At 70.0% G+C, this 25,520-nt stretch carries 23 protein-coding genes; 4 read left to right on the forward strand and 19 right to left on the reverse strand.

The window, feature by feature from the left end; all coding sequences use genetic code 11:
• Positions 1-38: 38 nt before the first annotated feature.
• Positions 39-3,047: a bifunctional [glutamine synthetase] adenylyltransferase/[glutamine synthetase]-adenylyl-L-tyrosine phosphorylase gene (locus ABC337_RS01060; RefSeq protein WP_412882710.1), complete on the reverse strand. Its 3,009-nt coding sequence runs from the start codon at positions 3,045-3,047 to the stop codon at positions 39-41.
• A 9-nt stretch (positions 3,048-3,056) separates the two neighbouring features.
• Positions 3,057-4,397 carry a type I glutamate--ammonia ligase gene (glnA, locus tag ABC337_RS01065; protein WP_412882709.1) on the reverse strand — a complete coding sequence of 447 codons (1,341 nt, stop codon included), beginning with the start codon at positions 4,395-4,397 and terminating at the stop codon, positions 3,057-3,059.
• Positions 4,398-4,659: 262 nt separating this feature from the next.
• On the opposite strand from glnA, the gene panB reads away from it, so the two are divergent.
• Positions 4,660-5,553, forward strand: a complete 894-nt coding sequence (panB, locus tag ABC337_RS01070) for a 3-methyl-2-oxobutanoate hydroxymethyltransferase (protein WP_412882708.1) — start codon at positions 4,660-4,662, stop codon at positions 5,551-5,553.
• Positions 5,554-5,565: 12 nt separating this feature from the next.
• On the opposite strand, the gene ABC337_RS01075 is transcribed toward panB, so the two are convergent.
• Together ABC337_RS01075 and ABC337_RS01080 are read right to left on the reverse strand one after the other, a co-directional pair.
• On the reverse strand, positions 5,566-6,126 hold the full coding sequence (locus ABC337_RS01075) for a YceI family protein (protein ID WP_412882707.1): 561 nt from the start codon (positions 6,124-6,126) through the stop codon (positions 5,566-5,568).
• 121 nt (positions 6,127-6,247) lie between these two features.
• On the reverse strand, positions 6,248-6,412 hold the full coding sequence (locus ABC337_RS01080) for an SPOR domain-containing protein (RefSeq protein ID WP_290258167.1): 165 nt from the start codon (positions 6,410-6,412) through the stop codon (positions 6,248-6,250).
• Positions 6,413-6,483: 71 nt separating this feature from the next.
• Between ABC337_RS01080 and map the strand changes: the two genes are divergently transcribed.
• Together map and ppgK are read left to right on the forward strand one after the other, a co-directional pair.
• Complete coding sequence (map, locus tag ABC337_RS01085) at positions 6,484-7,362, forward strand: type I methionyl aminopeptidase (protein WP_412882706.1); 879 nt, start codon at positions 6,484-6,486, stop codon at positions 7,360-7,362.
• 84 nt (positions 7,363-7,446) lie between these two features.
• Complete coding sequence (gene ppgK / locus ABC337_RS01090; RefSeq protein WP_377972990.1) at positions 7,447-8,250, forward strand: polyphosphate--glucose phosphotransferase; 804 nt, start codon at positions 7,447-7,449, stop codon at positions 8,248-8,250.
• A gap of 142 nt (positions 8,251-8,392) precedes the next feature.
• Here ppgK and nrdR read toward each other — a convergent pair whose 3' ends face one another.
• The 3 genes from nrdR to ABC337_RS01105 form a co-directional block, all read right to left on the reverse strand.
• Positions 8,393-8,884 (reverse strand): transcriptional regulator NrdR, encoded by a 492-nt coding sequence (gene nrdR / locus ABC337_RS01095; protein ID WP_412882705.1) that lies wholly within the window; start codon positions 8,882-8,884, stop codon positions 8,393-8,395.
• A gap of 101 nt (positions 8,885-8,985) precedes the next feature.
• Positions 8,986-10,395, reverse strand: coding sequence for a histidinol dehydrogenase (gene hisD / locus ABC337_RS01100; protein ID WP_412882704.1), 1,410 nt, complete (start codon positions 10,393-10,395; stop codon positions 8,986-8,988).
• 9 nt (positions 10,396-10,404) lie between these two features.
• Entirely contained in the window at positions 10,405-11,013 is a 609-nt protein-coding gene (locus tag ABC337_RS01105; protein ID WP_412882703.1) for a hypothetical protein, read from the reverse strand.
• A gap of 202 nt (positions 11,014-11,215) precedes the next feature.
• Between ABC337_RS01105 and ABC337_RS01110 the strand changes: the two genes are divergently transcribed.
• Entirely contained in the window at positions 11,216-11,674 is a 459-nt protein-coding gene (locus ABC337_RS01110) for a flavin reductase family protein (protein WP_290258259.1), read from the forward strand.
• Positions 11,675-11,678: 4 nt separating this feature from the next.
• Here the strand turns inward: ABC337_RS01110 and dnaE are convergent, their stop codons facing one another.
• The 12 genes from dnaE to murG form a co-directional block, all read right to left on the reverse strand.
• Complete coding sequence (dnaE, locus tag ABC337_RS01115) at positions 11,679-15,236, reverse strand: DNA polymerase III subunit alpha (RefSeq protein WP_412882702.1); 3,558 nt, start codon at positions 15,234-15,236, stop codon at positions 11,679-11,681.
• Positions 15,237-15,271: 35 nt separating this feature from the next.
• Positions 15,272-16,219, reverse strand: a complete 948-nt coding sequence (locus ABC337_RS01120) for an RluA family pseudouridine synthase (protein WP_412882701.1) — start codon at positions 16,217-16,219, stop codon at positions 15,272-15,274.
• A complete protein-coding gene (lspA, locus tag ABC337_RS01125) occupies positions 16,212-16,856 on the reverse strand; it encodes a signal peptidase II (RefSeq protein WP_412882700.1) in 645 nt (214 codons plus the stop codon). Before lspA ends, ABC337_RS01120 begins: the two co-directional genes overlap by 8 nt.
• A 108-nt stretch (positions 16,857-16,964) precedes the next feature.
• Complete coding sequence (locus ABC337_RS01130; protein WP_290258178.1) at positions 16,965-17,657, reverse strand: DivIVA domain-containing protein; 693 nt, start codon at positions 17,655-17,657, stop codon at positions 16,965-16,967.
• A 143-nt stretch (positions 17,658-17,800) separates the two neighbouring features.
• Positions 17,801-18,109, reverse strand: coding sequence for a YggT family protein (locus tag ABC337_RS01135; RefSeq protein ID WP_377972996.1), 309 nt, complete (start codon positions 18,107-18,109; stop codon positions 17,801-17,803).
• Between the two features lie 136 nt (positions 18,110-18,245).
• A complete protein-coding gene (locus tag ABC337_RS01140) occupies positions 18,246-18,776 on the reverse strand; it encodes a cell division protein SepF (protein ID WP_290258180.1) in 531 nt (176 codons plus the stop codon).
• Positions 18,777-18,833: 57 nt separating this feature from the next.
• On the reverse strand, positions 18,834-19,589 hold the full coding sequence (locus tag ABC337_RS01145; protein ID WP_412882699.1) for a YggS family pyridoxal phosphate-dependent enzyme: 756 nt from the start codon (positions 19,587-19,589) through the stop codon (positions 18,834-18,836).
• Entirely contained in the window at positions 19,586-20,305 is a 720-nt protein-coding gene (locus ABC337_RS01150; RefSeq protein WP_412882698.1) for a purine nucleoside phosphorylase YfiH/LACC1 family protein, read from the reverse strand. Before ABC337_RS01150 ends, ABC337_RS01145 begins: the two co-directional genes overlap by 4 nt.
• A 135-nt stretch (positions 20,306-20,440) precedes the next feature.
• Positions 20,441-21,655, reverse strand: coding sequence for a cell division protein FtsZ (gene ftsZ / locus ABC337_RS01155; protein WP_412882697.1), 1,215 nt, complete (start codon positions 21,653-21,655; stop codon positions 20,441-20,443).
• 202 nt (positions 21,656-21,857) lie between these two features.
• Positions 21,858-22,778 carry a cell division protein FtsQ/DivIB gene (locus ABC337_RS01160; RefSeq protein ID WP_412882696.1) on the reverse strand — a complete coding sequence of 307 codons (921 nt, stop codon included), beginning with the start codon at positions 22,776-22,778 and terminating at the stop codon, positions 21,858-21,860.
• The gene (gene murC / locus ABC337_RS01165; protein WP_412882695.1) at positions 22,771-24,183 is read right to left on the reverse strand and encodes a UDP-N-acetylmuramate--L-alanine ligase; all 1,413 of its coding nucleotides are present in this window, start codon (positions 24,181-24,183) and stop codon (positions 22,771-22,773) included. Before murC ends, ABC337_RS01160 begins: the two co-directional genes overlap by 8 nt.
• A 26-nt stretch (positions 24,184-24,209) precedes the next feature.
• A complete protein-coding gene (gene murG, locus ABC337_RS01170; RefSeq protein WP_412882694.1) occupies positions 24,210-25,370 on the reverse strand; it encodes an undecaprenyldiphospho-muramoylpentapeptide beta-N-acetylglucosaminyltransferase in 1,161 nt (386 codons plus the stop codon).
• Between the last annotated feature and the right edge of the window lie 150 nt (positions 25,371-25,520).

Here is a 25,520-nt window from a genome sequence, read left to right on the forward strand (position 1 = left end):
GGCGGCACGGGAGGGCGCCGGATGGGGCTGAAGGGGCGCTACTGGCCGTAAAAAACGCGCTCGAAGACGGCCCGGGCGCGGCGGCTGAGCCGGAGGTAGTCCTCCTCGAGCGCGGCGGCGTTGCCCTGGCCGTAGCCGCACCAGCGCGCCACGGCCTCGAGGTCGCGGCGGGAGGAGGGCAGGAGGTCCGAGGCGCGGCCGGTCCAGATGACATTGGCGGAGCGGATCCTGCTGGCCAGCCGCCAGGCGCGCAACAGCAGCACCACTTCCCCGGCCTCCAGCAGTTCGAGTTCCGCGGCCGCCTCGAGGGCCTGCACGGTGGAGGTGGTCCGCAGTTCCGGGTGCCTCCCGGCGTGCCGCAGTTGCAGCAGCTGGGCCAGCCACTCGACGTCGCTGAGGCCGCCGCGGCCCAGCTTCAGGTGCCGGGCGGGGTCAGCGCCGCGGGGCAGCCGCTCGGACTCCACCCGCGCCTTGATCCGCCGGACCTCCCGGACGTCCTGCTCGGCGAGGGACTCGGGGTAGCGGATCGGGTCGATCAGGGCGATGAAGTCCGCGGCGAGCTCGTCGTCGCCGGCCATCGGGCGCGCCCGGAGAAGAGCCTGAGCCTCCCAGACCAGGGACCAGCGCCGGTAATACTCCGCGTAGGACTCCATGGACCGGACCATGGGCCCGTTCTTGCCCTCGGGGCGCAGGTCGGCGTCGACCATGAGCACCCGCTCGGCCAGCACCGCGGGCTTCAGCGGCTGGGTCAGCAGGCTGGAGAGCTTGCCCACGATCCGGGACGCCTGCTGCTGCGCCTCCTCCTCGGGGACGCCGGGCAGGCCGCGGTGGACGTACATGACGTCCGCATCGGAGCCGTAGCCGATCTCCCGGCCGCCCTGCCGGCCCATGGCCACCACCAGCACCCGGGTCTTCAGCGGCTCTCCGGCCGCGACGACGGTCTCGGCCACGCGCAGGGCGCCGAGGACCGCGGCCCGGTCCGTGTCCGCCAGGGCGGCTCCCACCTGGTCCTGGTCCAGCAGCCCGGCGCTGTCCGCGATGGCGATCCGGAGGATCTCCCTGCGCCGGATCAGCCGGATCAGCCGCATGGCGCTCTCCGGGTCTGAGTGGCGGGACATCTTCGAGGTGATTTCCAGCCACTGCGCCTCGTAGCTGAGCGGCACCAGGTCCTTGTCCGAGCCGAGCCAGGCCACCGACTCGGGCGAGACCTCCAGCAGGTCCGCGATAAGGCGGGAGTTGGAGAGCACGTGGCAGAGCCGCTCGGCCGCGGCGGTGGAATCCCGCAGCAGCCCGAGGTACCAGTGCGTGGTGCCCAGGGCCTCGCTGACGCGGCGGAAGGCCAGCAGGCCGCCGTCGGGGTCCACGCCCTCGGCGAGCCAGCCCAGCAGGATCGGGAGCAGCTGGCGCTGCAGCGCGGCGCGGCGGCTCACCCCGGCGGTGAGCGCCTCGATGTGCCGCATGGCCCCGGGCGGGTCGAGGTAGCCCAGCGCCGCGAGCCGGCCCTGCGCGGCCTCCGGGGTCAGCCGGGCCTCCTCGGTGCTGAGGGCGGCGGCCGTGTTCAGCAGCGGCCGGTAGAAGATCCGTTCGTGGAGCTCCCGGACCGAGCGTTTGGTCTTGCGCCAGTCGGCCAGGAGCGCGTCCGGGTGCGGCCGGTCGTCGGAGAGGGAGCCCAGGACCGCCTTGGCCAGGGACCGCAGCGAGGCCTCCTTGACCGGCATGAGGTGGGTGCGGCGCAGCTGGAAGAGCTGGATCCGGTGCTCCAGCAGCCGCAGGTAGCGGTAGTCGCGGTCGAATTCCGCGGCGTCGGTACGGCCGATGTAGCCGCCGGCGGACAGCGCGGCGATCGCGGCGGTTGTGTCCCGGCAACGCAGCGACTCGTCGGACTTGCCGTGCACCAGCTGCAGGAGCTGGACGGTGAACTCCACGTCGCGCAGGCCGCCGCGGCCCAGCTTGAGCTGCCGCTGCTCCTCGTCGGCCGGGATGTGCTCGGTGACACGCCGGCGCATCGACCGGACGGATTCGACGAAGCCCTCGCGGCCGGCGGAGGACCAGATCAGCGGCGCGACGGCCGCCTCGTAGCGGGCGCCGAGGTCGGCGTCGCCGGCGATGGCCCGGGCCTTCAGCAGCGCCTGGAACTCCCAGCTCTCGGCCCAGCGGGCATAGTAGCTCTCGTGCGAGGGCAGGGTGCGCACCAGCGGCCCGGACTTCCCCTCGGGCCGCAGGTTCGCGTCGACCTCCCAGAGGCCGGGTTCCTTGCCGGTGGACATGATGGCGCGGGAGAGGCCGGAGGCCAGGGCGGTGCCGATCGTGGCGGCGCGGGCGTCCTCCAGCGGGCCGCCGTCGATCACGTAGATGACGTCGACGTCGGAGATGTAGTTCAGTTCGCGGGCGCCGCACTTGCCCATGCCGATCACGGCGAGTCCGACGGCGGCGACGTCCTCCGCCCCGAACTGCTCCGCCGCCTCGGCCCGGGAGACGGCCAGGGCCGCCTCGATGGCGGCGGCAGCGAGGTCCGCGAGTTCGGCGCCGACGGCGGGCAGGTAGTCCAGCGGGTCCGCCGCGCAAAGGTCTTTGATGGCCAGGTCCACGACGCCGCGGCGGTACGCGGTCCGGAGCGCGGCGTAGCCGTCCTGGCCGGTCAGGGCCGCGACGGGGCGCGCGGCCTTTGGGTCGGCGCGGACGGACTGCAGGAGCCGCGTGCGCAGCGCGGCCGGATCCGCCGGGACCGGTTCGGGGCTGACGGCCGCGTCGAAGGCGGCCAGGTGCCCAGGGTGCCGGAGCAGGAACTCCCCCAGCGCCTCGGACACGCCCAGCACCCGGTAGAGCGGCTCGCTGCGCTCCGGGTCCGCCGCGAGCCGGCGCAGGTCGGGGTTCTTCTCGATCAGCCGGACCAGGGACAGCAGGGCGGTGTCCGGGTTGGCGGCGAGCCGGAGCCCGGCGAACAGCGCCTCCCGGTCCAGCCCCTCGAGTTCGGGGGCGGCCAGGAAGCGTTCGCCGCGGTCGAGGTCGTCAAACCCCGCGGCGATCAGGCGCCGTGCCAGGCTCACCGCACGCCCCTAGAGGATCGCCAGGTTGCGCTGCAGCTCGTAGGGCGTGACCTGGAGCCGGTAGTCCTGCCACTCGGCGCGCTTGTTGCGCAGGAAGTGCTCGAAGACCTGCTCGCCAAGGATCTGCGGCATCAGCTCCGAGTCCTCCATGGTCCGGATCGCGTCGTGCAGGCTGGCCGGCAGCGGGTCGTGGCCCATGGCGCGGCGCTCGGCCGAGCTCAGCGACCAGATGTCGTCCTCGGCGGCGGCCGGCAGCTGGTAGCCCTCCTCGATGCCCCTCAGTCCGGCGCCCAGCAGCACGGCGTAGGCGAGGTACGGGTTCGCGGCGGAGTCGATGCCGCGGTATTCGATCCGCGCGGACTGGCCCTTGCCCGGCTTGTACAGCGGCACCCGGACCAGGGCGGAGCGGTTGTTGTGGCCCCAGCTGAGGTAGCTGGGCGCCTCTCCCCCGCCCCAGAGCCGCTTGTACGAGTTCACGAACTGGTTGGTGACGGCGGTGAACTCGGGGGCGTGCTTGAGGATGCCGGCGATGAACTGGCGCGCGGTCTCGGAGAGCTGGAATTCCGCCCCGGCCTCATAGAACGCGTTGGTGTCGCCCTCGAAGAGCGAGAAGTGGGTGTGCATGCCGGAGCCCGGGTGCGCGGTGAACGGCTTGGGCATGAAGGTGGCGTACGTGCCCTGCTGCAGCGCGACCTCCTTGATTACGGTGCGGAAGGTCATGATGTTGTCCGCGGTCTGCAGCGCATCGGCGTAGCGCAGGTCGATCTCGTTCTGGCCGGGGCCGGCCTCGTGGTGGCTGAACTCCACCGAGATGCCCACGGATTCGAGCATGGTCACCGCGGTGCGGCGGAAGTCCTGGGCCACGCCGCCGGGGACGTGGTCGAAGTAGCCGCCCTCGTCCACGGGAACCGGGGCGCCGTCCGGGCCGGGCTGCTGCGACTTGAGCAGGTAGAACTCGATCTCCGGGTGGGTATAGCAGGTGAAGCCCATGTCCGCGGCCTTGGCCAGATTGCGCTTGAGGACGTTGCGCGGGTCAGCGGCGGAGGGCTCGCCGTCGGGGGTGAGAATGTCGCAGAACATCCGCGAGGTCGCCTCGGTCTCGCCGCGCCAGGGCAGGATCTGGAAGGTGGAGGGGTCCGGCTGGGCCAGCATGTCGGATTCGAACACGCGGGCCAGGCCCTCAATCGAGGAGCCGTCGAAGCCCAGGCCCTCCTCGAAGGCGCCCTCGACTTCGGCGGGCGCCAGCGCCACGGACTTGAGCGAGCCGACGACGTCGGTGAACCACAAACGCACGAAACGCACGTCGCGCTCCTCGATCGTCCGCAGGACAAACTCTTGCTGGCGGTCCATAGTGCCTCTTTCCGGGTCTTCGTCCTTGCCTCGGCGCACCCCGACCCATGGCCGGCGGCGGCGCCCGCAGCTGCTCACGGTTCACTCTACTAATCATTACCGCCGATTGCTGGCCCGGCCCGGGCGCGTAACCCAGCGTTAACACAACGCCCCGGTCCGGTCACCCGTGAGTGTCCCGACGGCGTCCCGGACTGCCCGCCGGAGCAGGCGACGCCGGCCCCTCCGGTAGCTAGGACCCCCGGTATCGCACTACGCTCATTCCATGGCCCCCAGCACCAGCCCCGATTCCGGCATGTCCGCAGAACTTCCCGCCCCCTACGGCGCCGGCCCCGCGCAGGCAGCGCCGCCCGCCGCGAAGCCCGCCGGCCGGATCCGCACGCACCACCTGCGCCAGGCGAAGGAGAAGGGCGAACGCTTCGCCATGCTCACCGCCTACGACCAGTACTCCGCGGAGATTTTCGACGACGCCGGCATCGAGGTGCTGCTGGTCGGTGACTCGGCCTCGAATAACGTCTTCGGCAACGAGACCAGCCTGCCGGTGACCGTCGATGAGCTGCTGCCGCTGTGCCGGGCCGTGACCCGCTCCGCCCGCCGCGCCCTGGTGGTGGCGGACCTGCCGTTCGGCAGCTACGAAGTCTCCGCCGAGCAGGCCGTCGCCACCGGCGTGCGCTTCCTTAAGGAGGGGCTGGCGCACGCGGTCAAGATGGAGGGCGGGGCGTTCTACGCGGACACCGTCCGCGCCATGGTCCAGGCAGGTATCCCGGTCATGGCCCACATCGGCTTCACGCCGCAGAGCGAACACGCCTTGGGCGGCTACCGGGTCCAGGGCCGGGGCGACGATGCCGCGCGCCTGATCGAGGACGCGGTGGCCCTGGCCGACGCCGGGGCGTTCTGCGTGCTGATGGAGATGGTCCCGGCCGCGACGGCGGCCGCCGTCGACGCCGCCCTCGACGTCCCCACCATCGGCATCGGCGCCGGCAACGCCACCACGGGGCAGGTGCTGGTGTGGCAGGACATGGCGGGGCTGCGCGGCGGGAAGATGGCCAAGTTCGTCAAGCAGTACGCGGATCTCCGGAGCACCCTGACGGACGCCGCCCGCGCTTACGGCGACGACGTCCGTTCCGGGCAGTTCCCGGGCCCCGAGCACTCCTTCTAGGCGGCGTTCGCCCTATGAGGGGTCCTCGACCTTGATGGCGGAGACCTCGAACTCGAGGGTGATCTTGTCCGAGACCAGGACGCCGCCGGAGTCCAGGGCGGTGTTCCACTTCAGTCCGAAGTCCTGGCGGTCGATCCGCCGCGATCCCTCGAACCCTGCGCGGAGGTTGCCCATGGGGTCCCGCTCGACGCCGATGAAGTCCAGCGGGATGGAGATCTCCTTGGTCACGCCGCGGATGGTCACGTCGCCGATGACGATGAAGTGGCCCTCGTCCACCTGGTCCACCCGGCTGCTCTTGAAGGTGATCTCCGGGTAGGTAGGGGCGTCGAAGAAGTCGTTGGTGCGCAGGTGCTGGTCCCGGTCCGCGTTGCGGGTGTCGATGCTCGCCACCTTGACGGCCAGTTCCACCGTGGAGCGTTCCGGATTGACAGCATCGACGGTGATGACGCCGTCGAAGTCGTTGAAGGCCCCGCGGACCTTGGTGACCATCGCGTGCCGGGTGGAGAACCCGATCCGCGTGTGGGTTGGGTCGAACCGCCACTGTCCCGCGTATTCCGGCGAGAGTTCGGCCATGATGAACCTCCTAGCGGCACCGGTCGTGCCGGCACCCGGATATGGATGGATAGTACTGCGAACGGTGTCCCGGTCCTGGCCGGTGCCGCCGACGGGCGCCGGAGCGCGCCCGTCGTGCTGTTTAGTCGTCGTCGCCCTTGTCCCACGCCTCGTTGCGTGCCTTGACCTTCTCGAGCGCGTGTTCGGCTTCCTCACGGGTCTTATACGGACCGATGAGCTGGCTCCAGTCCGACATCGCGTCCTCCTCGATCTCGTGGGTGTTGACGTTGTACCAATACTCGGCCATGGGGTCTCCTTCTGCACGTGCCGGGCGGCTGCATTTTTTTCGGCTTGGGCCACTGCTTATAGAATCAATCTATGCCTTCCCTCACCTCGACTGCACCCATTGGCACCCTTGTCCCGGGCACCATCAGCCCGCAGCGTGCCGTGCCGGCGTCGATTCCCCGTCCCGAGTACGTGGGGAGGCCCGCACCGGCCAAATTCACCGGGTCCGAGGTGAAGTCCGCGGAGACCATCGAGAAGATCCGCGTCGCCTCGAAAATCGCCGCCCAGGCGATCGTTGAGGTGGGCAAGCACATCGAACCGGGCGTCACGACGGACGAACTGGACCGGGTGGGCCACGAGTTCCTCCTCGACCACAAGGCCTACCCCTCCACGCTGGGCTACCGGGGCTTCCCAAAGTCGCTGTGTTCCTCGCTGAACGAGGTCATCTGCCACGGCATCCCGGACAGCACCGTGGTCCAGGACGGCGACATCCTGAACATCGACATCACCGCGTTCATCGGCGGGGTCCACGGCGACACCAACTACACCTTCCTGGTGGGCGACGTCGACGAGGAGTCCCGGCTGCTGGTGGAGCGCACCGAGGAGTCGCTGCGCCGGGCCATCCGGGCGGTGGCACCGGGCCGGGAGATCAACGTGATCGGCCGGACCATCGCCTCCTACGCCAAGCGCTTCGGCTACGGCGTGGTGCGCGACTTCACCGGCCACGGCGTGGGCGAGGCGTTCCACACCGGCCTGATCATCCCGCACTATGACGCCGCGCCCGCCTACAACACGGTGATTGAGCCGGGTATGGTCTTTACCATCGAACCCATGCTCACCCTCGGCACCATCGAGTGGGACATGTGGGCCGACGACTGGACCGTGGTGACCCGCGACCGGAAACGCACCGCGCAGTTCGAACACACGCTGCTGGTGACCGACTCCGGCGCCGAGGTCCTCACCCTCCCCTGACCCGCAGTCCCCCGCACCACCTTTCAGCACGAGCCGCGCAGCGCGCGTCCCCAGCCCCTGCCCCCAGCCACGAACGGACACACATTGGCCAAGAAGGACGATAAGTCGAAGAAGAACGCCCCGCTGATCGGCATTGATATCGGCGGCACCGGTATCAAGGGCGGCATCGTCGACTTGAAGAAGGGCAAGCTGGTGGGCGACCGGCTCCGGGTTCCGACTCCGCAGCCCTCGACGCCGGAGGCCGTGGCCGACGTCGTCGCCCAGGTGGTGGCCGAGCTGTCCAAGCGCCCCGACGCCCCCGACGCCGACAGCCCCGTCGGCGTGACCTTCCCGGGCATCATCCAGCATGGCGTCGTCCACTCCGCCGCCAACGTCGACCATGCCTGGCTGAACCTGGACATCGACGCGCTGCTCACCGCCAAGCTGGGCCGCCCGGTGGAGGTCATCAACGACGCCGACGCCGCCGGCCTCGCCGAGGCCCGCTACGGCGCCGGCAAGGGCGTGGACGGCACCGTCCTGGTGATCACCCTCGGCACCGGCATCGGCTCCGCGTTCATCTTCAACGGCAAGCTGGTCCCCAACGCCGAGCTCGGCCACCTGGAGATCGACGGCTTCGACGCCGAGAGCAAGGCCTCCGCCGTCGCCCGCGAACGCGACGGCCTGAGCTGGACCGAATACAGCGTGCTGCTGCAGCGCTACTTCTCGCACGTGGAGTTCCTCTTCTCCCCCGAGCTGTTCATTGTCGGCGGCGGCATCTCCAAGCGCGCGGACGAGTACCTGCCGCACATGTCGCTACGGACCCCGATCGTTCCCGCCGAGCTGAAGAACGACGCCGGCATCGTGGGCGCGGCCATCGAGGTGGCGCTGACGCACAAGCTGGCCAAGTAACCGGCTCACCTGGGCAGGCAATAAGACCCGCACGGAAACAGAGAACCGGCCCGCAGTTGTCCAACTGCGGGCCGGTTCTCTATGTGGAGCCGGTGGTGGCTGAGGCTTCCCCTCCGTTGCCACCACCGGAGTCTGTGGGTGCCTAGAGCGGGCTCTTCTGGGCCGGTTTTCCGTCGAGGCCCTTGGTCTCCGCCTCGTGCCGGAGCAGGGCGATCGCGGACTCGAAGTCCTCCAGGGATTCGAACGCCTGGTAGACGCTGGCGAACCGCAGGTAGGCGACCTCGTCGAGGCGCTGCAGCGGGTTCAGGATAGCCAGGCCCACCTCGTGGGCCTCGATCTCGGCGGCGCCGGCGGCGCGGATGGTCTCCTCGACCTCCTGCGCCAGCATGGCGAGGTCATCCTCGGTCACCGGCCGGCCCTGGCAGGCCTTGCGGACACCATTGATGACCTTGCTCCGGCTGAACGGCTCGCCCACGCCGGACCGCTTGATCACGGTGAGGCTGGTGGTTTCCACGGTGGTGAAGCGGCGGCCGCACTCGGGGCACTGGCGGCGGCGGCGGATGGCCGAGCCGTCGTCGGCGATGCGGCTGTCCACCACGCGGGAGTCAGGATTACGGCAGAACGGGCAATACACGTCTCTTCCTTTCCTGCCGCAACTCCGGAAGGAGGCACCGCTGGCGGGGCTTCCGGATTCAGTCTACGACTAGATCTGGGTGAATAACAAGCCTGTAATTACTACATGTTGTGGTTGGCGAACCGTGCGGTCACGGCCTCGCCGTGGGCCGGCAGGTCCTCGGCCACCGAGAGGCTGACGATGTGCCGGCTGACGTCCTCCAGCGCGGCCCGGTCGTAGTTGATGACCTGGATGGCGCGCAGGAAGGTGTTGACGTTCAGGCCCGAGGAGAAGGCCGCGGTGCCGCTGGTAGGCAGCACGTGGTTGGACCCGGCGCAGTAGTCGCCCAGGCTGACCGGGCTGTAGTCGCCCACGAAGATGGCGCCGGCGTTGCGGATCCGGGCGGCGACGGCGGCGGCGTCCGCGGTCATGATTTCCAGGTGCTCGGCGGCGTAGGCGTCGCAGGCGGCGATCCCCTGCTCCAGGTCCTCGACCAGGACGACGCCGGACTGCGGGCCGGAGAGGGCTTCCCGGACGCGGGCGCTGTGCTTGGTGGCGGCGGCCTGGGTATCGAGCTCCCGGCGCACGGCCGCGGCCAGGTCCTCGGAGTCGGTGATCAGGACCGAGGCGGCCTTGGGGTCGTGCTCGGCCTGGCTGATCAGGTCCGCGGCCACGAGCCCGGGGCGGGCGGTGGCGTCGGCCAGGATCGCGATCTCGGTGGTGCCGGCTTCCGAGTCGATCCCGACCGCGCCCTTGACCAGGCGCTTGGCGGTGGCCACGAAGATGTTTCCCGGGCCGGTGACGACATCCACCGGGTCGATGCCGGGCAGGGCGGTGCCGGGTGCGTCTGCCGGGGAGGCGTCGGCGGGGACGCCGTAGGCGAAGGCGGCGATGGCCTGGGCCCCGCCGATCCCGTAGACCTCATCAATGCCCAGCAGCGCGGCGGCGGCGAGGATGGTGGGGTGCGGAAGTCCGCCGAAGTCCTTCTGCGGCGGCGACGCCAGCGCGATCGAGGGCACGCCGGCGGCCAGCGCCGGGACCACGTTCATGATCACCGAGGAGGGGTAGACGGCCAGGCCGCCGGGAACGTAGAGGCCCACGCGGGAGACCGGCACCCAGTTCTGGCTGACCACCGCGCCGTCGCCGAGGGCGACGTCGGTGTTGGCGGGGCGCTGGGCGTCGGCGAAGAGTCGGGCGCGGCGGATGGATTCCTCCAGCGCCGCGCGCACCTCCGGGTCCAGGCCGTCCAGCGCGGTCTGCAGGGCCTCGGCGGGCACCCGCGGATGGGTCTGCTCGACGCCGTCGAACTTACTCGCGAGGTCGCTCAGCGCGGCGAGGCCGCGGCCGCGGACGTCGGCGATGATCTCCTGGACCTTGCCCTCGGCGTCGGCCACGGTGCCGTGCTGGGCCCGCGGGACGGCGGCGCGGAGGCCGGCGAGGGTCAGCTGCCGGGCGCGGACGTCCACGGTCCGGAAATGGAGGCCGGTGGAGGCGGGTACCAGGGACGCGGGGCGGTCGGCAGAGGAAGTCACCCGCCTATTTTACGGCTCCTGGTCCGGGTGGCCGAACAGGGAGGCGACGAAGATGGACAGCGCGGTGGCCGCGGGCCAGACCAGCAGTACGGCGTAGGCCCGCAGCGAGAAGGCGATGCTGGCGCTGGCCGAGGTGTCCCGGGCCGGGGTGAAGACCGCGCCGGCCAGGACGCCGGTCCCCCACGCCAGGAGTGCCCCGACGGCGCCCGCGGCGACGGCGCCGATGACGGTCAGCGGGGGCAGGCTGGCCGGCTTGCTGCCGGCGGCCAGGATCCCGCCGACGCAGCCGGCCGCCAGGTACAGTCCGGCCAGGACAAGGTCCCGGGGCAGCCAGGTGGAGGGGTTGCTGCCGCTGGCCAGGGCCGGGTCGCGGCTGATCAGGTTCAAGCCGGTGGGCGCCAGTGCCCACCAGAGCAGCCCGACCGGGATGCCGGCCAGGGCGATGACCAGCAGTCCGCGCCACGGCACCCGCCGGCGCCGGGGCGTGGGGGTGTCGGCGCCGTCGCCCCATCCCGGCCCGCCGGTGCCGGCGGTATCCCCCGGCATGCCGCCGGTAGGCGCGGCGCCGGAGCCGTGGCCGGAGGGGTCGACGGGCGGGTGCACCGCGGGTTGTGTCATGCAACAAACCTTAACCCAGGATTCCGTCCCCTCCGGCATGCCAGCCGGCCCAGGATGACGCCGAGCGGCACCCCGGGGACCGGTCGAATACCGCCGTCGGCCGTTGCGGGAATACGCTGGCACCAGCAACAGCCGCACCACAGCAGGGAGATGGACCGCCGTGTCGTCAGCCGAAGAGCCCTTCGAGGGAACGTTCAAGGAAATGTTCCGCCGGCACGCCGCGGGCGTCGCCATCATCACCGCGAGCTACAACGGGGCTCCCTACGGGTTCACGGCCACCTCGGTGGCGTCGCTGTCGGCCAAGCCGCCCCGTTTCACCTTCAACATGGCCCGGACATCCAGTTCCTGGCCCGCCGTCGCCAATTCCAGCTACATCGGCGTGCACATGCTGGGCCTTGAGAACCAAACCCTGGCCGACCGCTTCGCCCGCGGCCGGGACCGCTTCGAGGGCGACCACTGGGAGGAGGGACCCCACGGGGTCCCGGTCCTCAAGGACGTCTCCGGCTGGCTGATCGGAAAGATCCAGATGCGCCTCTCGTTCGAGAACAACGCCGTCGTGGTCGTCGAAGTGGTCGACGGCGCGGTCGGCGGGGCCTCGGTGCCGCTGCTCTACCACGGCGGCGCCTACTCCCAGCCGGTGCCGCTCGACTACGAGATCTGAGCGCCTACCCGTCCAGGCACGTCGGCCCGAGGAGGACCTTCAGGTCGCCGTAGAGCGACGGGCTCGGGTTGACCCGCAGGTGCACCGGCAAGCCCATCACCTCAACGCGTGAGTCGCCGTGCAGGTGCAGCCGCACCTCGGACTTGCCCCGGTGGGTCTTCAGGACCTCGCCGAGCTCGTTCACGACGGCCTCGGTGGCCTTGTGCGTGGGCATGGTGATGACGAGCGGCCCGTCCAGGCCCTCGCTGAGGTCCGGCACGGAGAGTTCCATGCAGTTGACCGCGATGGCCCCATCGTCCCGGCGCTGCAGGCGGCCCTTGACGACGACGATCAGGTCCTCGGCGAGGACGGACGCGATGGGGCCGTAGACCTGGCCGAAGAACATCACCTCCACCGAGCCGCCGAGGTCCTCGATCTCGGCGCGCGCGTAGGCGTTGCCGCTGGCCTTGGCGATCCGCCGGCTCAGCGAGGTGATCATGCCCGCGATGGTGATGATCGCGCCGTCGTGCGGGCCATCCTCGGCGATGATCGAGGTGATGGACTGGTCCGCGTGCTGGGTCAGGACGCCCTCCAGGCCCTGCAGCGGGTGGTCCGAGACGTAGAGGCCCAGCATGTCCCGCTCGAAGGAGAGCTTGTCCTTCTTCTCCCACTCGGGGAGGTCCGGGATGTCGATGCTGAGCGAGGACTCCGATTCGGTGTCCTCGATCCCGGCGAACAGGTCGAACTGGCCGATGGCCTCGTTGCGCTTGAGCGTGATGACGGAGTCGATCGCCTCTTCGTGGACCATGGCGAGGGCGCGCCGGTGGTGTCCCAGCGAATCGAAGGCGCCGGCCTTGATGAGGGATTCGATGGTGCGCTTGTTGCAGACCACGGCCGGGACCTTCATCAGGAAGTCCTTGAAGGAGGTGAAGGCGCCCTCGCGTTCACGGGCGGCCACCATGGCATCGACGGCGTTGGCACCGACGTTGCGGATGGCGCCCATGCCGAAGCGGATGTCGTTGCCCACCGGGGTGAAGTTCAACGCGGACTCGTTGACGTCCGGCGGCAGCACCGTGATGCCCATCCGGCGGCACTCGTTCAGGTAGATGGCCGACTTGTCCTTGTCATCGCCGACGCTGGTCAGCAGCGCCGCCATGTACTCCTGGGCGTAGTGGGCCTTCAGGTAGGCGGTCCAGTAGGAGATCACGCCGTAGGCGGCCGAGTGGGCCTTGTTGAAGGCGTAGTCGGAGAACGGGAGCAGGATGTCCCAGAGGGTCTTTACGGCATCCATGGAGTAGCCGTTGTCCTGCATGCCCTGGGAGAAGCCGGCGAACTGCTTATCCAGTTCCGACTTCTTCTTCTTACCCATGGCGCGGCGGAGGATGTCGGCCTGGCCCAGGCTGTAGCCGGCGAGCTTCTGCGCCACGGCCATGACCTGCTCCTGGTACACGATCAGGCCGTACGTGCCGCCGAGGATCTCGGCCAGCGGTTCCTCCAGCTCCGGGTGGATGGGGATGACCGGCTGGATGCCGTTTTTGCGCAGGGCGTAGTCGTTGTGCGCGTTGGCGCCCATCGGGCCCGGCCGGTAGAGGGCCAGGACGGCGGAGATGTCTTCGAAGTTGTCCGGCTTCATCAGCTTCAGCAACGACCGCATCGGCCCGCCGTCGAGCTGGAAGACGCCCAGGGTGTCGCCGCGGGCCAGCAGTTCGTAGGAGTCGGCGTCGTCCAGGGCCAGGGATTCGAGGTCCAGGTCCACCCCGCGGTTCATTTTGATGTTTTCCAGGGCGTCGGAAATGATCGTCAGGTTCCGCAGGCCCAGGAAGTCCATCTTGATCAGGCCCAGGCCCTCGGACGTCGGGTAGTCGAACTGGGTAATGACCTGGCCGTCCTGGAAGCGGCGCATGATCGGAATGACGTCGATGATGGGGTCCGAGGACATGATGACGCCGGCGGCGTGCACGCCCCACTGGCGCTTCAGGCCCTCGATGCCGAGGGCGGTCTCGAAGACCTTCGCAGCCTCCGGATCGGTGGCGATCAGCTGCCGGAAGTCCCCGGCCTCGCCGTAGCGCTTGGCCTCGGGGTTCTGGATGTCCGCCAGCGGGATGTCCTTGGCCATGACCGCCGGGGGCAGCGCCTTGGTCAGGGTCTCGCCCATGCTGAACGGGTAGCCCAGCACGCGGGAGGAGTCCTTGAGCGCCTGCTTGGTCTTGATGGTGCCGTAGGTGACGATCATGGCCACGCGCTCGTCACCGTACTTCTTCGTCACGTAGTCGATCACCTCGGACCGGCGGCGGTCATCGAAGTCGACGTCGAAGTCGGGCATGGAGACGCGGTCCGGGTTGAGGAACCGTTCGAAGATCAGGCCGTGGTGCAGCGGGTCCAGGTCGGTGATGCGCATGGCGTAGGCCACCATGGAACCGGCGCCGGAGCCACGGCCGGGACCGACGCGGATGCCGTTGTTCTTGGCCCAGTTGATGAAGTCCGCGACCACCAGGAAGTAGCCGGGGAAGCCCATCGAGGTGATGACATCGAGTTCGTAGTCGGCCTGGGCACGGACCTTGTCCGGGATGCCCTGCGGGTACCGGTAGTGCAGGCCCTTGTCCACCTCCTTGACCAGCCAGGAGGTCTCGTCCTCGCCCTCGGGGCAGGGGAAGCGGGGCATGTAGTTGGCGCCGGTGTTGAAGGAGACGTCGCAGCGCTCGGCGATCAGCAGGGTATTGTCACAGGCGTCCGGGTGGTCCCGGAACAGTTCGCGCATCTCCTGCGGGGATTTCAGGTAGTAGCCGCTGCCGGAGAACGCGAACCGCGAGCCGCCGTTGTCGTAGGTGGGTTCGAGCAGGGTGGAGCCGGACTGGATGGCCAGCAGTGCCTCGTGGGCCTTGGCGTCGTGCTCGTGGGTGTAGTGCAGGTCGTTGGTGGCCACCAGCGGGAGATTCAGTTCCTTGGCCAGGCGCAGCAGGTCACCGGTGACGCGGCGCTCGATGTCCAGGCCGTGGTCCATCAGCTCGCAGAAGTAGTTTTCCGCGCCGAAGATGTCGCGGAACTCGGCCGCGGCCTCCACGGCCTCCCGGTACTGGCCCAGCCGGAGCCGGGTCTGCACCTCGCCGGAGGGGCAGCCGGTGGTGGCGATCAGCCCCTCGGAGTAGGTGTTCAGCAGCTCCCGGTCCAGCCGCGGCCACTTGCCGAAGACGGAGTCCAGCGAGGCGATGGAGGAGGCGCGGAAGAGGTTCCGCATGCCGGTGTTGTTGTAGCTCAGCAGCGTCATGTGCGTGTACGCGCCGCCGCCGGAGATGTCGTCCTTGCGCTGGTTCTCCTCGCCCCAGCGCACCCTCGTCTTGTCCGTGCGCGCGGTCCCGGGCGTCACATAGGCCTCGACGCCGATGATCGGCTTGATGCCGGCGTCGGTGGCGCGCTTCCAGAAGTCGAAGGCGCCGAACAGGTAGCCGTGGTCCGTGGTGGCCAGCGCCGGCATGCCCAGCCGTCCGGTCTCATCGAAGAGTTCCCCGAGCCGGGCGGCGCCGTCCAGCATGGAGTATTCGGTGTGGTTGTGGAGATGGACGAACGAATTGTTGCTGGAAGTCACCGGTTCATTCTAGTGCCGGGCTCGGACGGTGGGCGTCAGGCGTTGCCGGAGGCGAGGACCTCGAGCGCGTACTGCAGGTCCTGCGGGTAGTCGCTGGTCACGGTGACCCGCTCCCCCGTCCGGGGGTGGTCGAAGGAGAGCTGCCGGGCGTGCAGCCACTGCCGGGTCAGGCCCAGGGTGGCGGCCAGCCGCGGGTCGGCGCCGTAGGTCAGGTCCCCGGCACAGGGGTGGCGAAGCGCGGAGAAGTGCACGCGGATCTGGTGGGTGCGCCCGGTTTCCAGGTGAACCTCCACCAGGGACGCCTTGCCAAACGCCTCAAGGACCTCGTAGTGGGTGACCGAGTCGCGGCCGTCCTCGACGACGGCGAAGCGCCAGTCGTGGCCGGGGTGGCGGCCGATCGGCGCGTCAATGGTGCCGGCAAGCGGGTCCGGGAGGCCCTGGACGACGGCGTGGTAGACCTTGTCCACGGTGCGGTCCTTGAAGGCCCGCTTGAGCTTGGTGTACGCGTCCTCGGTCTTGGCGACCACCATGACCCCGGAGGTGCCGACGTCGAGCCGGTGCACAATCCCGGCGCGTTCGGTGGCGCCGGAGGTGGAAATCCGGTAGCCGGCGCCGGCAAGGCCGCCGACGACCGTGGGCCCCACCCAGCCGGGCGAGGGGTGCGCGGCGACGCCGACGGGCTTGTCGATCACGACGAAATCATCGTCGTCGAGCAGGATTGTGAGGCCTTCCACGACTTCCTCCACCACTTCCAGGGGGTCCCGGCGGTCCGGGACGACGACGTCGAGTCCGGCGCCGGCGCTGAGCTTCAGCGACTTTCCGACCGGCTTGCCGCCGGTGCTGACGTGTCCCTCGGCGATCAGCGCCGCGGCCTGGGACCGGGAGATGTCCATGAGGCGTGCCAGCCCGGCGTCGATGCGGGCGCCGGCGAGCTCCTCGGGGACGGTGTAGTGCCGGGCTGCGGCTGCTGCCGGCTCAGACATGGTTGCCGCCGTCGTGCTTGTCGCCGTCGGCCTCTTCGGCGTTGCGCTCGGCGGCGGAGTGCTCGTCGGCGGCGTGCCCGTTGCCCTCGGGGCCCTCCTCGCGGCGCCGGACGCCGTCCAGGGGGATGCCGCGCAGGGTCAGGAGGCAGATGATCACCACGGAGGACACGACGGCGGAGTCGGCGATGTTGAAGATGGCGAAGTTGGGCAGCTGGATGAAGTCCACCACGTGGCCCATGCCGAAGGACGGGTCGCGGAAGAGCCGGTCGGTCAGGTTGCCCAGGGCGCCGCCGAGCAGCAGGCCCAGCGCCAGCGCCCACCACGCGGAGCCGAGCTTCCGCAGCTGCAGCAGGATGGCCACGGAGACGGCGGCCATGATGATGGTGAAGACCCAGGTGACGTTCTCCCCGATGGAGAACGCGGCGCCGGAGTTCCGGATGTAGTACCAGTGCAACAGCGGCGGCAGGACCGGCGTCCGCTCCCCCTCGATCATGGTGGAGGTGACCCACAGCTTGGTCAGCTGGTCGAAGACGTAGGCGAACACGGCAAAGCCCGCGAACAGGGAGAGCAGGAGCCCGCGGCGCGGCCTGCGGGCGGGTGCGTCCCGGGGGACGGCGGGGGTTGGTGCGTTCGTCATAGTGCTTTCGTTCCGGTTCCGGTCTTGCCACATGCAAAAAGCCGGTGGCCGAGGAGTCCTCAGCCACCGGCTTTCAGAATACGTGCTGAAGCTGGTGATCCGCTTCGACTAGTTCGCTTCGACCTCGGGGGCCGCGACGGAGCCGCGGGCGTCCAGGTCGCGCAGCTGGCCTTCGATGTAGGCCTTCAGGCGGGAGCGGTAGTCGCGCTCGAAGCCGCGCAGCTGCTCGACCTTGCGTTCCAGGACGGAGCGCTGCTGCTCGAGGGCACCCAGGATCTTGCGGGACTTTTCCTGCGCGTCGTTGACCAGGCTGCTGGCTTCGATCTGCGCCTCGGCGATGATCTTGTCGCGCTGCTGCTCGCCGTCGGCGATGTGCTTGTCGTGCATCTGCTGCGCCATGGCCAGCAGGCCGGCGGCGGATTCCGCGGAGGCGGAGGCGGCGACGGGGGCCGCAGCGGCGGGGGCGGGAGCCTTCTCAGCTTCCTTCTTCTTGGCGGCTTCGGCGGCCTTCGCGTCGGCTTCAGCCTTAGCCTTGGCCTCGGCCTTGGCGCGGTCATCCTGCTCGGCCTTGACGGGTGCGGGGACCTTTTCCACGACGGGGGCGGCCGCGGCGGGGGCCGCAGCGGTGCCGGAACCGGCCTCGGCAAGCTTCTTGCGGAGCTCGTCGTTTTCCTGGTTCAGGCGTCGGAGTTCGACGACGATTTCGTCCAGGAAGTCGTCAACCTCGTCCTGGTCGTATCCCTCGCGGAACTTGGTCGGCTGAAAGCGCTTGTTGACAACGTCTTCTGGCGTCAAAGCCATCTGGTCACCTCGTTGGTCTAGTTAGTCAGGAGGCCTTCCGGCCGTCAAAACTACGGTACCTAAATATGGTCTGGTTCCTCTAATTCAACACCGCAGTGTTGGACCGGAGTTTTATCTGATGATGGTGCTGTCCGCGGGCCGCGTCAGATGGCGACGGCCGTCGCGTAGGTCAGTGACCTGGCCACTCCCATGGCGATCGATACCGCCAAAAAGAGCACCAGGAAGGCAAGGTCCAGGGAGATCCCGCCGAGCCGGAGCGGTGGAAGGATCCGGCGCAGCAGCTTCAGCGGCTTGTCCGTCACGGCGTAGACCGCGTGGGCCGTGATCAGCGCCGCGCCGCGGGGGCGCCAGCTGCGGGCGAACATCTGGACCCAGTCGAAAACCAGCCGCACGATCAGCGCGACGAAGAAGAGCAGCAGCGCGACATAGATCAGCCCGAAAACAATTCCCATGAGTTAGTTCAGTTCTCCATGTTCGTTCCGGATACCGCAGTGTCCTGGCCGGGGGTGCGCTTCTATTTCAACACGAAAATTCCGGCGGGGCGGCCGGGCAGGTGATCCTGCCTGGCCGCCCCGCCGGAATCCGCGACTAGCTTTGGTTGAAGAAGGAGGCCGTGGTCTCGCTGGCCTTCTTGTCGTCGCCGATCACCTCGACGTAGGAGGGCGAGAGCAGGAACACCTTGTTGGTGACCCGTTCGATGCTGCCCCGGAGGCCGAAGACCAGTCCGGCGGAGAAGTCGACCAGCCGCTTGGCATCCGCCTCCCCCATGTCCGTGACGTTCATGATCACCGGGATGCCGTCGCGGAAGCTCTCACCGATCAGTTTCGCGTCGTTGTAGGACCGCGGGTGGATCGTGGTGATCTGCCGGAGGCCGGAGGTCTCTTCGCGGCTGGCGGCCGCTCGCTTGATGGGTGTCACGGGTGCGCGGTATTCCTCTTCGGCGGCATAGGGCTCTTCCCGGGGGGCTTCGCGGACGGGGGCCGGCGCGCGGCGCTCCTCGCGGTCGTGCTCCATAGGTTCGTCCTCATCCTTGTGCGGGGTGTGATGGTCAGACTCGTAGTGTTCATCGCCGTCGGCGAGCCCAAGATAGATCATTGTCTTGCGCAGAGCGCCAGCCATGGGTCCACTCCTAATCGTGTCAGTATTGCCCCGCCATTACCTTCCAATACGTTGAACCTACCGCACGGCCGGACGCGGACCGAGAATATCGGAGCCAATTCGCAGGTGTGTCGCCCCGTGCCGGATGGCGGCCTCCAGGTCCTGGCTCATTCCCGCGGAAATGCCGCTGGCCTGCGGAAAGTCTGCGCGCAGCGCCGCGGCGATGCCGGCGAGTTTTTCGAAGGCGGGTTCGGGCGGTGCGCCGAGGGGTGCCACGGCCATAACGCCGGCCAGCCGGAGGCCGGGTGCGGCGGCGAGTTGGGCGGCCAGCTCCGGAACGGTCACGGGCAGCGCGCCGCCCCGGTTGCCGTCGGCTTCGTCGGCGTCATCGGCCAAGTTGACCTGGATGAAGCAGTCGAGGTCGTCCCGTCCGGTGCGGCCCTGTTCGACGGCGATGGCCTTCGCGAGGGCGGTGGCCAGCTGCGGCCGGTCCACCGAGTGCACGGCCGCGGCGTAGCGAACCACGGACTTGGCCTTGTTGGTTTGGAGTTGTCCGATGAAGTGCCAGCGGAGGGCCAGGGTGGAGAGCTCGGCCGCCTTCTCCGCGGCCTCCTGGTCGCGGTTTTCGCCGACGTCGGTGACGCCCAGGGAGGCCAGGCGTGCCACGTCGGCGGCAGGGTGGAACTTGGTGACCACGATCAGCTGCGGCAGGTCCGCGCCACGGCCGGCGGCCTCCGAAGCCGAGGCGATGCGCCGGCGCACCGCGGCGAGCCGTTCGGAGAGCTCCGCGGTGCGTGGATCCGCCCCGGACTCCGGGGCCGGTGCCCCGCTCATGCCGCGGCCCAGACCAGGCCGGCGAAGCGCCCGGTGGAGGAGTCTCGGCGGTAAGAGAAGAGCTCAGGGTCTTCGAGCGTGCAGCCGCCGCTGTACATGACCTCGACGCCGGCGGCCTCGAGCTGGCCCCGCACCCCGGCGGGGAGATCCAGGCCTGGGGTCCCCTGCGCGGTGGTGGTCCAGGTGGCGGGAACCACGGAGGCCACCTCCTCGCGGAGCTCCGCGGGCACCTCGTAGCAGCGGCCGCAGACGGAGGGGCCGATCCAGGCCCGGATCTCCCCGGCACCGAGGGCGCGCATCCGGTCCACGGCGGCGGGAACAACCCCGGCGGCGGTGCCCGGACGGCCGGCGTGGGCGACGCCGAAGACGGGGACCGGGGCTCCGGCGCCGTCCTCCGCGGCCCGCTCCCCCACGAGGACGACCGGCACGCAGTCCGCCACCATCACGGCCAGCGGCGCGCCGGTGGAGACCAGGGCGTCGGCCGTGGGCGCGGAACCCTGCCCGGCGTCCGCGGGAATCTCGGCGACGTCATTGCCGTGTACCTGTTTCATGAAGGAGAACCCGCCCGGGCCCACGCCGGCCTCCGCCGCAAGGTCCCTCCGTCGCCGGCGCACCTCAGCGGGGTTGTCGCCGACGTGCAGGGCCAGGTTGCCGGCCGCCGCGTTCGTGAAGGCCACCCACACGCCGGGGCTCACCTCTGCCCGCCAGGAAAACACGTATCTCACCACTGTTCCGGTTGTTGCTGTCTTTCGTGAGCGGATGTCCTCCGCCCACACCACGGTACCGCCCGCAACGCAGCATGGCACCGCCGGGGCGGTGCCATGCTGGGTGCTGCGGGTGGTGCCGGTGGCCTACTTCAGGAAGTCGGGGACGTCCAGGTCATCGGAGTGGCGGCCGGACAAGTCCGGCTCCACGACCGAGGGCAGGTCCACGTCGAAGCCCGAATCGGCGGGCACGGCGGAGGGTCGCTGCTGGCCCCAGTTGCCCAGGCCCGAGGCGCCGACGCCGGCGTGCATCGGCTGCGCCGGGGCTGAGGCCGGAGCCTGGGCCGGGGCGGGAGCCGGAGCGGCCTGGCGTACGGGGGCCGGCTGGGACTGGTCCATCGACGGCGAGGTGGCCTTGACGTCGTCGAAGCCGGCGGCGATGACGGTAACGCGGGCCTCGTCGCCGAGGGCGTCGTCGATCACGGCACCGAAGATGATGTTGGCTTCCGGGTGCGCGACTTCCTGCACCAGGCGGGCCGCCTCGTTGATTTCGAACAGGCCGAGGTCGGAGCCGCCCTGGATGGAGAGCAGGACGCCGTGGGCGCCGTCGATCGAGGCTTCCAGCAGCGGGGAGGCGATGGCGAGCTCGGCGGCCTTGACCGCACGGTCTTCGCCGCGGGCCGAGCCGATGCCCATCAGTGCCGAACCGGCGCCCTGCATGACGGACTTGACGTCGGCGAAGTCGAGGTTGATGAGGCCGGGGGTGGTGATCAGGTCGGTGATGCCCTGGACACCGGAGAGCAGCACCTGGTCGGCGGAGCGGAAGGCGTCCAGCACCGAGACGTTGCGGTCGCTGATCGACAGCAGCCGGTCGTTCGGGATGACGATGAGGGTGTCGACCTCGTCGCGCAGGGCGTCGATGCCGGCCTCGGCGGAACCGGCGCGGCGCCGGCCCTCGAAGGTGAACGGGCGGGTGACGACGCCGATCGTCAAGGCGCCGAGGGACCGGGCGATGCGGGCCACGACGGGCGCGCCACCGGTGCCGGTGCCGCCGCCTTCGCCGGCGGTCACGAAGACCATGTCCGCGCCGCGGAGCACCTCTTCGATTTCATCGGCGTGGTCCTCGGCGGCCTGGCGGCCCACCTCGGGGTTCGCGCCGGCTCCGAGACCACGGGTCAGCTCGCGTCCGACGTCGAGCTTGACGTCTGCATCGGACATCAGCAGCGCCTGCGCATCGGTGTTGATTGCGATGAATTCGACGCCGCGAAGGCCCACCTCAATCATGCGGTTGACTGCGTTCACGCCACCGCCGCCGATGCCGACGACCTTGATGACGGCCAAGTAATTCTGCGGAGCTGCCACGTTACGTGTCCCTTGTTCGTGTTCTATTGCGAAATCTGATGGAGTCCAGCTTGAAAGGCTAACCTTAACCTTCGACTTGAGGGTTATAGTTATGTCAACTAACTCGTACTTGGAACGCTATTGGCTAGGCCGGGGACATTCAATGACCGGCTCCGCGTGTCGCGCTAATACCGGCTAAATGGCGAAATTCCCCGCCCGGCCCTCAGCGGGTGACGGGATGGCGCGGGACGCTGACGTCGTACACCTTCACGGGGTTCTTGGGGTCCGCCGGCGCCTTCAGCAGGGCGGCCAGCACCCGGGCCTTGAGGTCCTTCTCCCCCGCGTTGCCCCAGACGATCGTCTGCCCGTCCACGAGCTTGAGTTCGACGGCGTCCACCGACTTGGCGGAGGCGTCGGAGAGCCGGGCCAGGATGTCCGGCGGCAGCGCGCCGAGCACTCCGGTGATGGCGTGGAACAGATCCTGCGGCAGGGCCCCTCCCCCGCCGTCGATGACGGGAAGCTTCACCGCGGCGGCGTCCGGCGCGGTTCCGAGCGGCACCCCGTCCGGGTCCACCAACTGGAAGGCCTGGCCCTGCTTGAGCAGGGCCACCGGGACGCGCTCGACGATGGTCACCTGCAGGGTGGACGGCGGCCGGGCCTGGCTGGTCACGGACTTGACCTGCACCAAGGGCTGCAACAGCGCGGTGACGTCACTTTCGCTGACCTGGGGCAGGGGCTTGCCCTGCAAGGGCGCCAGCGCGGCTTGGATCTGGTCCTGGCTGAGCATCCGGGTGCCCTGCACGGTGACCGTGCGGACCGCGAGCCACGGCGAATAGACGGCGGCGGCAATGATCCCCGCGATCAGGACAGCGACGACGGCGATGGTGCCGAGGACGATCCGGCGGCGCCGCCGGGCCTTCGGTTCGGGGAAGGCCAGGACCTTGCCGGGTGCAGGCTCCGTCGCCGGGCCCGGGGCCGTGCCCGGTCCCTGGTCCGACTTCGTCGCCGTGATGACGCCGGGGCGGGACGCCGGCGTGCCGTCCCGGCCTGTACCGCGCTGGCTTGAGCTGCCACGCTGGCTTGAGCTGCGCTGGTTCGAGGTGTCGGGCGCGGGCGGGTAGCCGGGCCGTCGGGAGCTAGGCACCGGGGATCCCGGCGGTGAGCGCCTCCACCAGCAGCGGCCCGTAGGCGGTGACGTCGCCGGCACCTGCGGTGAGGACGATGTCACCGGGGCCGGCGGCGGCGAGCACGGCCTGGACCGCGTCCGCGCCGGGGCCCACCAGGTGCCCGTTGGGGCCCAGGTGGTCGGCGATCAGCTGGCTGGTGACCCCTGGGATGGGGTCTTCGCGGGCAGGGTAGATGTCCAGGACCCAGGCGGTGTCCGCGGCGTTGAGGGCTTCGGCGAACTCCCGGGCGAATTCGCGGGTCCGGGAGAACAAGTGTGGTTGGAAGAGCACGTGGACCCGCTGGTCGCCGGCCACCGAGCGGGCCGCGGCCAGGGCGGCGCGGACCTCCGTGGGGTGGTGGGCGTAGTCGTCGTAGACGCGGACGCCGCAGCCTTCGCCTTTGTACTCGAAGCGGCGGGCCGCGCCGGTGAAGCCTCCCAGTGCTGCGGCGGCGTCCTCCGGCGCCACGCCCAGCTCCAGCGCCACGGCGAAGGCGGCCGCCGCGTTCAGCGCGTTGTGCCGTCCGGGGACCTGCAATTCGACGTCGTACCGTCCGGTGGCGGTCTCCAGCGTGAGGGCGCCCCGGCCGCCGTCGTGCAGGACCACGTCGACCTCCGGGGAGGTGCCGTAGAGGAGCACGCGGGTGGTGCCGCGTTCGCGGGTGCGCCGGGCGAGGTCCCGGGCGCCGTCGTCGTCGGCGCAGGCGACCAGCAGGCCGTCGGCCGGAAGCAGCGCGGTGAAGCGGTCAAAGGATTCGTAGACGGCCTCGGCGGTGCCGTAGTGGTCCAGGTGGTCCGGTTCGACGTTGGTGACCACCTCGATCTGCGGGCGGTAGTTCAGGAACGAGGCATCGGATTCGTCCGCCTCGGCAATGAACACCGGCGAGGACCCGGAGGCGGCGTTCACGCCGAGCGCCGGGACGTTCGCGCCGATGGCGAAGGAGGGGTCCAGGCCGGCGCCCTGCAGCAGAACCGTAATCATGGAGGTGGTGGTGGACTTGCCGTGGGTGCCGGCGACCGCGACGGCGGTGTCCCGGGCCATGGCGGCGGCCAGCGCCTCGGAGCGGTGCAGCACGGGGAGTCCGGCGGCCTTGGCAGCGGCCAGTTCGGGGTTGTCTGCCCGGATCGCGGACCCGGCCACCACGGTCTGGGCGTCGCCGAGGTTGGCCGCGTCGTAGCCGACGGCAATCCTGGCACCGGCGGCGGCGAGGTCGGCCATCACCGGCAGGTCCTTGGCGTCGGAGCCGCTGACGGGCACGCCGCGGGCCACCATGATGCGGGCGACGGCGGACATGCCGACGCCGCCGATGCCGATGAAGTGGACCCGCCCCAGTGACTCCTGGGTGCGTTCGGCCCTCTGGCCGGTACCGGTTTCCTGTGCCATTGCTTTACCGCTTCCTGCCGTGCCGGTCACTGCTTGTCCTGCGTCGTGGGGTCTGTGGTCGGGTCGGTGTCCGTGGTGCCGGTTGCCGCGCCGGCGGCCTCCAGCACCAGCGCGGACATCCGCCGGTCCGCGTCGCGGATCCCGAACTGCTCCGCGGCGTGGGCCATCCGGTCCAGCCGCGCCGGGTCGCCCAGGAGCGGGAGGATGGTGCCGGTGATCCACGCGGCGTCGAAGGCAGCGTCGTCGACCAGCAGAGCCGCCCCGGCGTCGACCAGTCCGGCGGCGTTGAGGGCCTGCTCGCCGTTGCCGATGGGCAAGGGGACGAACACCGCGGGGAGCCCGACGGCGGCCACCTCGCAGACGGTCGCGGCGCCGGCGCGGGCCAGCAGCAGGTCCGCTGCGGCGTAGGCCAGTTCCATGCCGTCGATGTATTCGACCTGGCGGTAGCCCGGCGCCTCGAGGAGGCGGCCCTGGGCGTCGTGGACGGCCTTGTCCCGGCCGGTGATGTGCAGGGTCTGGATGCCGGCGGCGCCGAGGGCGTCCGCAGCGGCGGCGATGGCCCGGTTGATGCTCTGGGCGCCGGAGGAACCCCCGGTGACGATCAGGGTGGGCTTGTCCTGCTCGAGACCCAGCGCGGTGCGGGCCGCGGCGCGCGCTGCGGCCCGGTCCAGCCCGGAGATCTCGCGGCGCATGGGCATACCGACATGGCGGGCGCCGCGCAGCCTGGTGGCCGCGAAGGCGACGCCGACGTGCCGGCTTAGCCGTGCGCCGACCCGGTTGGCCAGGCCCGCGCGGGTGTTGGCCTCGTGGACGACGATGGGGATCCGGCGCCGCCACGCGGCGAGGTAGAGCGGGGTGCAGACGTAGCCGCCGACGCCCACCAGCACATCGGCCCGGGCGTCGTCCAGGATGACCCCGGCCTGCCGGACGGCGCCGGCAAGCTTGCCCGGCAGCTGCAGGAGCGCCTTGGACGGCTTGCGCGGGAAGGGCACGCGGTCCACGGTGGCGAGGTCCAGCCCGGCGGCGGGCACCAGCCGGGTTTCCATGCCGCCGGGGGTGCCGACGGCCAGCAGGGCGGCGTCCGGCCGCTCCTCCTTGACGGCGTTGGCGATGGCCAGCAGCGGGCTGATGTGGCCGGCGGTGCCGCCGCCGGCAAGGACGACGGACAGGGGCGGTGGGGTCTTCATCAGGTCTGGGTACGCTTCCGTGCGGGGTTCTTGGGGCTGGGGGTCCGGGTGCCGGCGGGCCGGGGGGCCGGTGCCGTGGGTGCCGGGCTGGCGGGCTTAGCGGTGGCCTGCTTCGTGGCGGCCTGCCTCGTGCCGGCGTGCTTAGTGCCA

The sequence above is a fragment of the Arthrobacter phoenicis genome (genome assembly GCF_047238215.1).
Taxonomy (GTDB): domain Bacteria; phylum Actinomycetota; class Actinomycetes; order Actinomycetales; family Micrococcaceae; genus Arthrobacter.

Coding starts and splice junctions, on each gene's coding strand:
- glnA (WP_412882709.1), bottom strand. CDS start 4,397: ATGGACCGCCAGCAAGAGTTTGTCCTGCGGACGATCGAGGAGCGCGAC.
- panB (WP_412882708.1), top strand. CDS start 4,660: ATGGCCCCCAGCACCAGCCCCGATTCCGGCATGTCCGCAGAACTTCCC.
- ABC337_RS01075 (WP_412882707.1), bottom strand. CDS start 6,126: ATGGCCGAACTCTCGCCGGAATACGCGGGACAGTGGCGGTTCGACCCA.
- ABC337_RS01080 (WP_290258167.1), bottom strand. CDS start 6,412: ATGGCCGAGTATTGGTACAACGTCAACACCCACGAGATCGAGGAGGAC.
- map (WP_412882706.1), top strand. CDS start 6,484: ATGCCTTCCCTCACCTCGACTGCACCCATTGGCACCCTTGTCCCGGGC.
- ABC337_RS01105 (WP_412882703.1), bottom strand. CDS start 11,013: ATGACACAACCCGCGGTGCACCCGCCCGTCGACCCCTCCGGCCACGGC.
- ABC337_RS01110 (WP_290258259.1), top strand. CDS start 11,216: ATGTTCCGCCGGCACGCCGCGGGCGTCGCCATCATCACCGCGAGCTAC.
- ABC337_RS01120 (WP_412882701.1), bottom strand. CDS start 16,219: ATGTCTGAGCCGGCAGCAGCCGCAGCCCGGCACTACACCGTCCCCGAG.
- lspA (WP_412882700.1), bottom strand. CDS start 16,856: ATGACGAACGCACCAACCCCCGCCGTCCCCCGGGACGCACCCGCCCGC.
- ABC337_RS01130 (WP_290258178.1), bottom strand. CDS start 17,657: ATGGCTTTGACGCCAGAAGACGTTGTCAACAAGCGCTTTCAGCCGACC.
- ABC337_RS01135 (WP_377972996.1), bottom strand. CDS start 18,109: ATGGGAATTGTTTTCGGGCTGATCTATGTCGCGCTGCTGCTCTTCTTC.
- ABC337_RS01140 (WP_290258180.1), bottom strand. CDS start 18,776: ATGGCTGGCGCTCTGCGCAAGACAATGATCTATCTTGGGCTCGCCGAC.
- ABC337_RS01145 (WP_412882699.1), bottom strand. CDS start 19,589: ATGAGCGGGGCACCGGCCCCGGAGTCCGGGGCGGATCCACGCACCGCG.
- murC (WP_412882695.1), bottom strand. CDS start 24,183: ATGGCACAGGAAACCGGTACCGGCCAGAGGGCCGAACGCACCCAGGAG.
- murG (WP_412882694.1), bottom strand. CDS start 25,370: ATGAAGACCCCACCGCCCCTGTCCGTCGTCCTTGCCGGCGGCGGCACC.